Source organism: Aporhodopirellula rubra (assembly GCF_014192335.1).
In the GTDB taxonomy this organism is placed as follows: Bacteria; Planctomycetota; Planctomycetia; order Pirellulales; family Pirellulaceae; genus Rhodopirellula; species Rhodopirellula rubra.
The window spans coordinates 1-13,701 of record NZ_JACHXU010000030.1 but is presented as its reverse complement, the minus strand read 5'-3'; the positions used below and the strand labels follow the sequence as shown (position 1 = coordinate 13,701).

3 protein-coding genes are annotated in these 13,701 nt (G+C 58.9%); all 3 read right to left on the bottom strand.

What is annotated here, in order from left to right; genetic code table 11:
* Nucleotides 1-45 precede the first annotated feature (45 nt).
* From FHS27_RS27225 to FHS27_RS27215, 3 genes are read right to left on the bottom strand one after another with little or no spacing between them, the layout of a single operon-like run.
* Nucleotides 46-1,218, bottom strand: coding sequence for an aminotransferase class V-fold PLP-dependent enzyme (locus FHS27_RS27225; RefSeq protein ID WP_184309001.1), 1,173 nt, complete (start codon nucleotides 1,216-1,218; stop codon nucleotides 46-48).
* Nucleotides 1,218-10,421 (bottom strand): hypothetical protein, encoded by a 9,204-nt coding sequence (locus FHS27_RS27220; RefSeq protein ID WP_315854709.1) that lies wholly within the window; start codon nucleotides 10,419-10,421, stop codon nucleotides 1,218-1,220. Before FHS27_RS27220 ends, FHS27_RS27225 begins: the two co-directional genes overlap by 1 nt.
* Nucleotides 10,418-13,591 carry a hypothetical protein gene (locus FHS27_RS27215; RefSeq protein ID WP_246421056.1) on the bottom strand — a complete coding sequence of 1,058 codons (3,174 nt, stop codon included), beginning with the start codon at nucleotides 13,589-13,591 and terminating at the stop codon, nucleotides 10,418-10,420. Before FHS27_RS27215 ends, FHS27_RS27220 begins: the two co-directional genes overlap by 4 nt.
* Between the last annotated feature and the right edge of the window lie 110 nt (nucleotides 13,592-13,701).

Here is a 13,701-nt window from a genome sequence, read left to right as displayed (position 1 = left end):
TGAGACGTGCTAACGCGCGGCACACATCCGCAGAACCGCCCCGGTTTACAATTCTTGGGCGATCTCTTGCACCGCCGCGATGACGCGATCCACGTCATCCATCGTCGTGCCGTGCCCGCCGCTCAGACGCAGCGTCCCATCGGCTTGGGTGCCCAAACACTCGTGCACCAACGCGGCGCAGTGGTATCCCGACCTAGCTTCGATTCCGAATTCGGCGTCCAAAATCGCGGCGGCCTCGGCCGGCGACAACTGCGGTCCGAAATCGAGACTCGCGATCGGCAGTTCCCCGCGTCCTCCCACCACTCGCACACCGTTGATATTTCGCAAACCGTCGTGCATGTACGTCGCGAGCCGCAACATGCCATCGGGATCAGGCGAATACCGAGTGAGCGCCGCGTTCCATCCCGCGATAGCGGGAACGTTCTGCGTCCCGGGCTCGAGACGTCCGGGCATCTCCTTAGGCATCTCACCGGCGAGCCCGTCGTGCCCACTGCCTCCCTGAACGGTCGGCTCGATTAAAGCATGCCAATCACGGTGCACATACAACATCGCGATTCCGACCGGCCCGCCACTGCCCTTGTGCGACGGCGCCGCCAACACGTGAACGCCCATGGAACTCACGTCGACAGGAAGATAGCCGAACGTTTGCGCAGCATCGCACAACAACACAATCTGATTCGACGGATCACGTTTCGCATTGTGATCGGCAACGACACGTCCCGCCTCCGTCACCGGCTGCACCATCCCCGTCACATTCGACGCGTGAGTCAACGCGATCATTCGCGTTCGCTCGCTGATAGCGTCGGCCAAACGGGACACATCAACGAGCCCATCGTCATCACACGGGATCACGTTCAGATCGGCACCCACGCGTGACGTCGCCGACCGCAGCGGTCGCAACACCGCGTTATGCTCGACCGCGGATGTGATCACCTCGCGACCGCGACCGACCACGTTAGGCACTAACCCATGAATGGCCGCATTGAGTGCCGCCGTGCAGCCACCATGAAACGAAATGCAACGTGGATCATCGGCGCCGATACTGCGTGCCAAAGCTTCACGCGTTCGGGCGACGAGGGCACCGGCATCACGCGCCGCCGCATAACCGCCTCGAGATGCACTCGCACCACATTCACGCATGAAATCCGTCATCGCTTCAATCACGCCATCGGCTTTAGGCCAACTCGTTGAGGCGTGATCGAAATACAATCGCTGCACTACTTCAATTCCCGGTTCGATTTCATGGCGTTGCCTGAATGGATCGCGTTACCTGACTTCATCGCGCTGCCCGTCTTCACCACATTGTTAGAGCGAAGATGAAAGCGAGACACAATCCATTTCCGCGACCAATCACTACCGCCGAGAACGACGGCAGCCAACATCAGCCCCGCCGCCATCGGGATTGGCATCAACATGAATCCAATCCCGCTCAACACGAACAACCATAACGACGGATGGTCCCAATTCACACGGGGCAGCCATTCCGGTAATTCCGGTTCGTTCTTCTCGTCGCGAGACCGATTGCGGGGAATCAAGACCGCGATCAGAACCAATCCAGCCAACGCCACGAAAATTCCGCCACGCAGCACCTGTTGCCGAGCGTACTCACTCAGCGGCGTGCGTTGCTGGGCGAGCAATTGAACCGGCAAACGTCTGCCTTTCCAAACAAACGTCCAACGGTCGACAAACCCGGGAGGCGTTGTCACGGCAAGAAAGTCAGACCATGTTGTCGAGGAATCACGACCGGCGAGTGCCAAATCACCCAAACGTGATGAAGGATTCGAAGAACGCAGCCCGCCGTCGGAAACACTCGGATCGAGATTCGGAACCGCATCGGCTAAAAACGCATCGAGCGAAAAGTACCGAGTCTCTTGCGAAAGGATGTACGCGTCCATCTCTTCCCAACTCAGCAGCGGTTTCGAAATCACATCGTCAGAGTCCGCCGGCAAGGGCGTACCATCGGATTCCACCGCATCCGAGTCCGAGTCCGAGTCCGTGGAATTTTCTTTGACGGGGCCACCAATACGACGTCCTGCTGCGTCGCACAACATTCGATATCGCAATATCCACGGACGCAGCCAAACGGCAACTTCTTCATCACGTCGGTCGGCAAGTGCGTCCGAGGACGATCGAATCGCCTCAACGACACAGGACGCGAGCCATCGCAAACGGGTTTGCGAAGTGATCGAGGAAATTGCTCCCCTCGATTGCCCGCCGCCACCTGTATTACCGCCCACTGTAACGTCGCCGATCGACTCACCATCGACCGCTTCACCTTTAGCAGCGTCGCTGCGAATCGCGTCCATCATTTCATCCGACGGTTCAACCGATTGCCCCAACACGGTCGACTGCAATGGAATCTCGCACCAATCTACGCTCGACTCGGTGTCGTCGGTCGCCAACCCGACCAACGTCGGCATCAAGACGTTCCCCAAATCTTTGGGAAACGCAATCAAGACCTCAACCGTTTGGCTCAAACGGCTCAGCGGCAAAGGAACATCCCAAATCACTTCCCCGGCATCCACCGACGTTTCGGTCACCTCGTTCTGCGCAGTATCCCCCGACGCCAGTGGAGATCCGGAAACCCGGCGCAGGTCGGCTGCGCGAGTTCCCGCCCAAACACCCACCAAATCCGCCACCGCCGGCACCGACAGACGAACCGACGATTGGTCGCCGGGCAATAGATCGAACCGGCTGACCATCAGCCAATGTTCGCTCTGCGGTCGTACGAGCACACGATGGTCGGCGTGAATCAACTCAGCGATCCGATCGGTCCGCGGCAGTGTTTCCAAATCGATCGACCACCCCGGACTCGTGACTGCGTAAACCGATAACTCGGCGTTCGATTCGACGCCGGATGCCGACGCGTCCGAATCACCGGACGACACGACCGATGCGGCATTGGTGTATTGCTCCAACGCCCCGTCACTTCGCCAACGCGGTTTCTCGATCGGTCCGGCAAAATTACTTCGCCATCGAACTTGCTCGTTCGTCAATCGAGTCGGCACGACGACATCGATACGATGCCGACGAACATCCATAATCCGAATTTCAGGAACGCTGACTCGAGTGATTTCACTCACGGCGAGACGACTGATCAATCGGAAACTGCGAACATGTTGCCCGTCGGAATCCTCTGGTTTCTCGCCGCCTGTGTCTACCTCGGGAGTCGCGTCGTCGCGGCGAAGTTCCAATCGCAATACCTGCAACGCCGGATCGAGCGTGGGTTGCCGCGACGAAATGCACAACGGCACAATCTGCAGCGAATCACACCAACGTGTCGGCAACGCGATGTCCAAATAATCCGGGCAATACTCGCTCGTAATCACACAATCGGTTTGCGCCGTCCATCGGCCCTCTTCCCAACGCAACGTGATTCGCGAATCAACGTCGAAGGGCCGATTGTTTCGTCGCACTCGGAACCGGGCCGAAGCGAAGGCATCCTGAATCGGGCCAGTAGTCGCGAATCGATCCACCAGCACTTTGCCTGACGTCAGCAACGATGCCGCATCCTCGACACCGGCATCGAGTTTCTGACCACCGACCGGGCGAGTCCAATTGACGAACGCGTCGATGCTTCGCGTGATTAGCAATTCGTGTGACTGATCGAAATCAGTGCTCTCGTCGCGATCGTCGGCCTGCGCCCCGTCTCCCGCTTTCATGATTTTGGTGAGGTGCATCAACGGCAGCCGGTTGTCTCTGCCGCCCGCAGAAAGCGGCAACACCGCGTTAACTTTGACTCGAAATCCGACCTGATCACTGGTCAGCAGAAGTGTTGTGATCTTTCCACGTTTCGAAACCGTCCACGGTTGGACGACGGGCTGGGTGCCCGACTCGTTGGTCGATCCGTTCGAATTGCGGTCCAGCGGAATAGATGATGCGTCGTCGAATTCCGTTCCGCCCGGGAACTCACCCGCTCCGTTGGTTTGGCCATTCGCCGCAAACGCGGTGGCCGATTCATCGCCAATCGGTTCAAACTTCCAATCTAGCAAACGCGCCCCAACGGGCAGATCCACTGCGTAGCGTGTCGCACCGACCGAAGTCGACGTGCCGGTTTTGGGGCCGTTCACTTCGGCGAAGAACTCAACCCGCTGAGAATCATTATCGATTGAGATTTCGTGTTTGGTCGTCAACGGGGTTTTCGGTTTCGCGATCCGCCGCAGCGTCAAATCCGTGACCGTCCCGACGGCGGCACGATTGATCGAACTGAGGTACCCAGTCCACTTTGCATAGAATTGATCCACCGCGAGCGGCTCGAGCCCACCGATCTGCGACCAATCGGGTTGCAGGTCATTCGCGATCGTCCAGGCCACCCACGGAAGAGATTCATCGGCAGCACGCCTGAGCGGTGACAACGCCGCGTCGGGAGCAAACTCGGCAGCCCCCTCCGGTGTAACGACGGGTACGGACAACGCATCGCGAGCCGCAATCCCTTCTGCCCCGATCTTGACCTTAGGCATACGAATCCGCCACACACCGTCTTTCGGTGTCGCGAGCGTCCATCCCAACCGGATCGGTCGCGTCGGTGTGGCGAGCGACATCAGACGCAGAGTCTGCATGTCCGATCCGCTATCCGGTTTCTGTCGGCTCCAATGCTGAGTTAGCAATTTGCATTGCGCCGTTTCTCGCGACTCAGCATCTCGACCGTCAATCGATTCATTATCGCCCAACAGTTTCGCCGCACTTCCTGCATCCTTGGTCGCTTTATCGAGCGCATCGTCATCCGTACTGTTTTCCTCACCGAAACCAGGATGGATTGGCCCGTCGATATCGTCAAAGGAATCCACCCCCTGAACTTCGGGGACCGTTGTCGATAACGCAACAATCGCCTCGGGCGGCAAGGGACTGCGTGGTTGAATCTCGCACTCGATGACCGTCTTGCCCGCCTGCGAGTGAACCCAAAATCGCTTCTGCCAATAGTTTTCATCGTCCCATGGCAATGTCGGGGCGGAGGACTTTGTGGTATCGGACGCTGCGTCACGGAACTGGTACCGCAAACTGAGCCGTCGCGTCGGACCGAGATAAATGACGTCGGCAACTTGTGAATACCCGTTCGAGGTTGAACTCGACGTGGCGAGCGATCCTTCGAGAGTGTCATCGGACTGAAGATCGACCACCCAACTCGACGTCTGGTTCTGCAACATCACCGACTCGACGTCGTCACCGGCGGACACGTTCAGATTGGCGGCGGAGAGTGGCGGCAACGTTGCCGACACCAACACCCATGGCGACTCCCACTCGAACTGACACTGCAGCGACAAAACAATCTCCGCGGATCGCACCGCCTCGAAGTCACGTTCGGACGAAGGCATTTCGACCCACACCCAACCTTCGCCGTCGTCTCCCCAACGCAGCGTTTGTCGCTCGACTCCGGACTGAACCCGCGCCACACCGATCACCTGTTCGAAACGATACGGCAATCGCAAACGACGTGTTTCAGGAGGCAACACCAAACCGATCTTCGCGGTCAGCTTTGCAACGCCCGTTTGCCGAAGTTTTTCGGCTGTCAACGAGGCTCGGTTGCCTCCCAAACCGGGCTGGTTTCTCCGGTTCGTTTCATTGGCACTCTCGAACAGACCACCTTCGGTTTCCGTTGTCCCAACCGATGGAAATCCCGAACGCGGCAAAGCCCCCAACGCGGGTCCGACGTCCGGCTGCAAAGGAGAACGCAATTTCAAATCATAGGATACGTTCTGAATCATCGGAGACTGGATCTGCGAACGAACATCACTAAAAAACAGTTCGTTGTAGAACGCCTCGGGAATGTAAATTTTATTCCCCAACATTTCGCCGTCACGTTGGAGCGGTACCAAAACATCGATCGTCGGCGGCGTCCTCTCTTTCACCGTGGTCGCATTCGGAACCACCGTGGGTGGGCCAATCAGTGGCGTCTGCGCGGCGACGTTGTCTCCGCCGAACCATGTCGCAAGTGTGACGGCAAAACCGATCAAGACGGGAACGATCGACGAACTCGAAAAGTCGTCACCCGAGCCTGGCTCCGATTCCGATTCTTCCCGCGACGAACCGTCACCTCCGACGATATCGTCCGTGTGCAACTCGCTCGAGATGATCTCACCCGCATCGAACTTTCGTGTCCATGAATCAGACGGCACGTTGGGCGCCGGAGTGTTGGCCGGAGGAGTCTTCGGCGTCTGTTCACCCCGCGAACGCGCCCCGCCGAATTCACGACCGACCGGCACCACTGCACTCGATGGCTCCCGCCGCCCCGACACGCGATCAGCGGAATGCGAAACGGCTTTCGATAGACTCGAACTGCCCAAACCCGCTTCGGCTGCTTTGCGTTCTCGCATCCAATCCGTCGTCGCGAGTTGCAATGCAGCGAGCGTCAACGGCATGGCTACAAACGCAATTAACGGCAATGCCGTGCTCGGCCACAACAATGCCGCCGATACGGCCAAAATGATTCCCGCTGCGATCGTGATGAAGCCACGATGGCCGACCATCCGTGCAAGCCCCAACAAGATAAACGCAACCACCCAACCGATCGAACCGAGGAACCCGGCCGGTAAAAGCAACGGCCTTGTCATTCCCGAAACGCCCCACGGAGCGGCCGACAATTGAATCACGGTTGTCCCCGTTGCCGCGACCAGCTCCCGCCGAGCGTCAACGACTAATTGATCGAGTTGAATATCAGGATAACGGAACCATCGATACCAACTCCCGCGAGTCGCGGGCGAAATCCAACTGACCTCCAAACGCGTCCAACGCGGAGGCGTCACCGACGATTGAGACAGGGCCGACTTTGGCGGCGGCGACTCTTGTGTTGTCGGGCGTGCCAACGCCGCCGAAGCCACATTGTTAACCGGAACCGGCGAAGGCAACACGATGCCCCGACCGGGGATGATCCGCGGCGTAACCAACTCGCCATCGCGTCGAACTTCAACCAAATGCAGCGAAAGCGGGTACGTCAACTCCATCTCTGAATTGGATCGCACCAAACAAGTCAACTTCAGCATGTCGGTCCCGTTGACCGAGGCTACCGCGGCAAGGCGTTGCCCAACGATCAAACCGGTCGGCGAATGATGCGACCGCGGCATCACCTCAATCCACGGGCGGTCATTGGGTTCGTATCGGTAGCGAGCGGTCTCGGCGATCGGCGCATCCGGTCGAGACCAACGCACCCGTGAACTCACGAGCGGTTCACTGCGACTCGCCTTCGCGTTGTCGAGCGTAGGAACGCCTTTTAAGGCATCAAAATTCCGTGACAATTGCAGCGACGGGTCGATCCAAACTTCCGCCGATTGAGAGGCCGCATCGGGAACATTCGGCAAACCGATTGTCAGTTTTGATCCGACATGATCGATGCGTTGACGTCGTCGGCCGATCAATAACGATTGGTTCGTAAACCGCGGAGGTAACGCGACACGGACCTCCCATGAATTGACACCGTCAATGAATTGCCGCGTAACCGCGTCATCGTCAATCGCGAATTCGGGTTGATTGGCCTGCAATTGCACTGACCACTGCATCGCCGACCAAGATGGCGGCGGCGTGGGGTCTCCGCCCCCGTTCGCTTTCGACGACTTCGGATCCGCCGCGAAACGCAATCGCATCGAACGAATTTCCCCGGCCGTCCCTTCGGTCTTCACCTCGAGGGTTTGCCAAACGTGATCGCTCGGCAGCGGACGCTGCGGCGATTCACTCTGAAGGGTCACACGTTCCAGTGGACGTCCGATGGGCGTCGTGCGTCCGCCCCGTAATAACGTCCGCAACGAAACAGACAAATTGACATCGGGTTTCTCGAGTGACACCGCAGGCGTCGCCTCGATCGCACCGCCGAACACAATCGCATCGCCCGGCAACGGTGCAAAGAAACGTCGCTGCTCCGCCGTCAAATCCGAGAATGCCTTTCGCGAAGGTTCGATCGCCGCCTTGGCTGACCAACTCAAGTTAGAGGGTGGAATGATCGCCGCCAACATTTGCCCTGGACAATCCACGGCCCGGATCAACCAAAGTGCGTCCACCCGCTGAATCGATTGCCCCGCGATCGCGGCGCCCCGGTTCCCCGGAGGATTCACGCCGCTCTCTCGAGGCAACGATGCAGGATCGGGTTGCGATGGTGGAGTGTTGGCGTTTCCCGGTAGTGTGATCAAATCGGACGCCGCCTGCGGAACGTTAAGATCCTCTGAATCGACCAGAACACCGGCGACGTCTCGCTGAGCGCCGTTGTCGTTTCGCTCAGTATTCTCTTTCGCGATGGCTTCGTTCTGCCCGGCGTCGTTGGAACGGCGATACAGGTTGCTGCGTCGAGCACGTGCGGTGACATAGACAGACACACGATTGTCGACGACCTCGTTGCCTCCCGGCCAAATCGTCAATCGGCGTCCGCGACCGACCGGCGGCCCCGTCGGAACACTGCGTCTCGCTTCGCCGACACCGACAAATTCGAATTGAAAACCGTCTTGGATTTCGAGCACGATCGGCCGAACGGATCCTTGCGGCATTTCGATAGTGACTTTCCCTCTCGCCTGGATCGACGTTTCATCCATTTCGAAACGCACCTGGTGATTCGCAAATACCAACGCGTCGTTTTGAGAAATAGAAACCGACCACGGGTCGTCCGCCCTCGGTGGCGGCCCCGACGCCATCCAAGTCGACGTGGGATCGGCGGACAATTCTCCCGACATCCCGGTGGGAGTCGCGACACCGATCCGGTCGCCCGCGCGAACGAAGTCACCGGGCAGAGTTCGCACACTCCACCCATCGGGCAATTGGACTTCGTTAAAAACGCTCCACGACGGAACCTCTAGCTGGATTTGCCACGTCTGAGGAGGAACAAAAAACTGATCCGGTGGCAGCAAAGGTCGAGGCAACCACAACTGCTTGCCACGCTGTTTGGAAACGCCTTCGAATACCAACGTCGTCGACGCATTACCCGACGTTGCCCCGGTGCCTGTTCTCGTAGCCGAACCGCTACCTATCGGATTCGTCCAACGCACACGGCCCTCGGTCCACTCGAATGGCACCTCGATGTTGTCACGACGAACTGCCGTCACGTCCGCATTGGCCCACCCCAATTCCGACAACTCGATCTCGTCATTGGCGTCGAGCGTCAACCGATACGACCATCGCAGTTGATTGCCCATCCATTGTGCTTGCAAACGACAACCACGCACCACCGAAATCATCGTGGGGTCGTGTGACGTGTCATCCGCGATCGAGGTTGGTCCGCGAGAGTCGTCCGCGTTTTCCTCGTTCGAGGAACGCAACAACAGCGTCAACATTTGCCCCGGTGTTGGTTCGATCAAATACCAATTTCCGCCGGACGGCTGAATCGTCGCAGCAGACTCATCGTTTTCAGATCCGGCGAGGGCAAATCCGAGATCATCCACCGACGGCGGTTCATCCAATCGAACAACCGATCCGCCTTCGGCATCCAAGACCTCGCGTTGTCCCACACGAAGGTAGAACTGCGTCACGGTCGCATCGGGCAACCGCAGCGTCCACCGCCGCCCGCGAGTGACGTGCTGACACCGCGACGACCATTCGAAGTCAATCGTTCCACCAACCGGTCCCAACGCATAACATTCGCCCGAGACATCACTGACGATTCGCGATCCGATCCGTTCGTCCGTTTTGACACCGACTTCGGTGCCGGTTTCGGCCAACCTTTCGGTCACCGCGAGATCCGAATCGGTTTCGATCAAATTAAGATTCAGAGGCCCGAGCCGGTAACGACGCATGGCCACCTGCGTGCGGGCGAATTCGTCCGAGTCGTTTTCGTTGACGTCCTGGGATTGAGGCAGCACCAACCGGCTCGCTCGGCTGACCAAGTAATTCTCGTCAACGTGAGCGACCATCACGAGTCGACTGACCGGCGCATTGGAAATCTGCAACGCCGATTGCGGCGCATCACGCAGCGCCGCGGCTAAATCTTCGATCGAGATCGGACGGAACGATTGCGGAATCATGTCCGCCAATTGCGAACCATACAACGCGATCCAACGCGGCTTGCGTCGTCGCCACTGCGAGGCCGCGAGCGGATGATCCAGACGCATGGGTGTCTCGATCGCTTCGGCTTCTTCATCCGTCTCTTCAGGTTCCGCCTCCATGGGCTCGTCAGATACATCACCGTCCCCTTTCAAATCGGCATCGCCCGCGTTCATTTTCTCGGTGGCGGGATCCGCCGATGCGTCCTCAGCTGCGCTGATCTCGTCCGGTGCACCCGTCTCCTCTGACGCATCGGTTTCCTCTGACGAAATAGCCGCAACGGTCTTTTTTTCGTCCGCTGGTTGCTTTTCAACGGGTTGGTCGACCGGCGGAACGGTTTGCGCGTACGAAACCGAGGCGAGCCAAGCGGAGGACAAGGCCGCGATGAAGAGGGAAAACGCGAGGTTCCGCCAACGGACGCGATGCCGCGGCCAAGACGTCCCTGCAACGGAACGGGACAGCGTGATCACCGAATGGCCTCCGACGAATCCGGATCGGACACATCGAAGACGCCTGAACGGGAAGCCGATCCGTCGTCCGCGTTTTCTTGCGTTGGTTTCGCGAGACTGGCCGTGGGGACGGCCGAAGGAGTTGGGTCGGATGACCCCGGCGTGTATCGCGGATCGAAGTCTTGCGTCTCGGTCTGACCGCCGCGAGATTCGCGGCTCGGCGTGTTGCCCACTCCCGTTTCAGATTCACCACGACGCGATCCGTCACCACGACGCGTCACGCTATCCCGGCCCGTCGTTCGAGGTTGCAACACACGTTGGCCCGTACGTGGTACCGCGACCGCGGATACAGCATAGAAGACTGCCACTAACGTCAACGAAATCATGACCAATTGAGCCGTCAACACGACACCATCGGGTGCGATCACCAACAACCCGGCCAACGCGATCGCCAACACAAATGCCACCAACGGATGATGGAGTGACGGGAACCACTGGAACGCCGATGCGAGCAATAACACAAACCCGCCCACGGCCAGCCACAGGATCGTTCGCGAGATTGTAATCGTGTCGAATGAGAACACATTTCCTGCAAAGAACAGATAGCGATTACCGGGAACCGTAAAAGTGGAATTCGACATTGATTCGCGAATCGCTTCCTGAAGAATTTCATCAGGCGACATCTTCGACACGAGTTCCGCATCGCCGGACGCACTGCCTGCCGACGTTGCCGCCGAAGCTAACTCCGCCGACGATTCCGTATCCGAAACGTCCCGCGAGAACGCCGCGGCCCCACCGTCACTCAGTTGCCAATCTAAATCCAACGCCCATCGGATCAATGACGGATCGCTGATCGCGGGCACGCGGGCCATTCGCAATCGATCTCGCTCCCACCGCATCGCTTTCCCGGATTGCGACGACGCCCAGAAAAGATGCGAATCCGGCGGCACCACCAATTGCCAATACTGCAATCCGGAACCGACCGGCAACCGGATCAATGGTTGGCAACGTGACCACCACGGATTGTTCGGCTCCTCGGTCCAAATCCGCACATCGAGCAAATGGGTGTCTGACGCGGCGTCGCCCGATTGCGAGGCCACCGTCGAATCGGCATTTGACGCTACAGACAACGTCGATGCTCCGGCCGTCGAAAAATCATTGCGTTCGGGAAGATCGATTCGCAACCCGCTCGCATCTCGGGTGCTCGCCACGGGCAACCCGTCGAGCATCACTTCCACGCGAATCGTCTGCAACCTCGACGGCAATCCGAGCCGCACGCGACGACCTCCCCGAACCGATGCCAGCAAATGTTCGTGTCGAAACTGTTTCCCCACGAGGCTACGCAAGAACGAACGTGGGATCTCAGTCAATCGTTCCTCACCCACGCGGCTGCGCAGAACGATTGGAACCGGGAAGTCAGGCAGAACGTTGAACGTCCAACGATTTGACCGATCGGAATACTCCGTCCCAACGTCAGCACTCGATGCGGAGCCAACCGTCCACTCGAAACGACCGGCATCACGGAGGTTGCCGAGCACACCGTCGCTTTCAGGTAACACGCGCCAGAACAAACCTGCGGAATCCGTCACACCGACCGGCATTTCCACACGCAGTGGCGACTTCAAATCGACTTGGTCGGCAACCGGACTTGGCAACGTGATCAAGCTAGCGATTTCACCACGAGCCGCAGGACTGTCGGGCAAACTGCTTTGTTGTCCCGCTGGCACGGCCGCCACGATCGGCGGCTGAAAAACCAATTCAATGCGGTGTGTCCCCGAATCCAAACGAGGCGAGATGATCTCGAATGTTTTGCTGCCGGCGAATTTGGATCCGTCGGGCTGCTCCACGCTGCGAACAATCGCCGGTCCACCGTCGACCGTCGCCAACCACTGCCCGGCGTCGTCCTCGAGACTGGCGTTGTCGTCGGCGAGCGTTTCGGTCTCACTGAGCAGCGCGTCAAGGGCGTCATCAATATCGGTTTCGTCAACGGGATCCGATCCGTCCGCCAGGTCCGTCTCTGTGCCATCGCTGGTGGATGTTTCCGGTTCCGGTTCGCCCGCACCCGAACCCACCGTCGGGATCGCGAACCGCAATCGCCCCTCGAGGTCCAACGGACTCGTGATCGTCCACACCGATCGAGACATCCATCGGTCACTCGACTGAGTCATCGAAACCTCACCCGACCATTGCAACTGCAGCGGCCGGGACGCAAAACTGCCGCTGAGCGACCACGGCGATTCCGGACTCAGAATCCGGAACTTCGAATCCGCCTGACCGCTGATGCGTTGCAGCGTGGGGCTTTCAGCGAGATCGACCAACCAGGATTCGCGACGCCCATCGAGGACAGTCAACTGCACATCACTCAGGATGGTCGCGGCATCAGTGGAAAGAATACGCGGCAACACCAACGATCTAAAATCATCCGTTGTCGCCGAGGCTAACAACTCCGCCGTGATGCGGTACCGTTCCGGCCACTTGCCGTCGGGCGTGTCGACCTGCCATTCGATCAGATCTCCCGTGGTGCTGATTTCCAATGACGCCGTCCGGCTCTCAGTCGTAATGCCGAGTAAGCGCCACGGCCCCGTTTCCAATCGCAACCCCTTGGGGTCGATCCCGCCACTGCCAGCACGTAAATCGATCTGGACCCGCGCCGCACGACGGGTCACCTGCAATTCCGCTTCGCCGGTCAAACGAACCTGTTGCTGCTTACCCGACAGCCAAACCGGCAACTCAAACCGGGTTTGTGTAAAACGGAACGGGTACACCAATTCACCGTTCTTTTCACTCGCTTGTTGTGAAACGATCGCATCGATTCCCAACCGCGGCCGCCACCGCAAACGATGATCGCTGGCGGTACGAATGGTGACTTGGCCCCGGTGTCCGATCGCACCGGCGACCTGCGGCACGGTCAGCACCCACGGTTCCGTCGCGGTGGCCTCGGGCGGAAATTGTCGCAACTGCAAACGCAAACGAACTGTCGATGGAGCCTGGGTTTCGGGGCCCCCCGCCCATCGCACGCTGATCCGCGTCGCCGGAACCACACCTCCGTTACCATCGGGCGGTCCGGGTGTGGCGTTTGACGCCGGGTTGTTCGCGTTCGTTGTCTTGTTGGGTGTCCCGCCTGGGTTTGCTTCCGATGCCGTTTGCGGTTCGCCGACATCGCCCGAGCGAGTGATACTAATGTCCCACATCGACGCATCGGTAGTACCAATAAGGATTTGACTTCGCGTGGATGCGACGGTTGCGTCACTTTCTCTTTCATATTGCTTCGTTCGTCGCGGTTCAAAACGCTTCGCCTAGC

Bases quoted from the DNA above. Each gene is read 5' to 3' on its own strand.
- FHS27_RS27215 (WP_246421056.1), bottom strand. From the start codon at position 13,591: ATGTGGGACATTAGTATCACTCGCTCGGGCGATGTCGGCGAACCGCAA.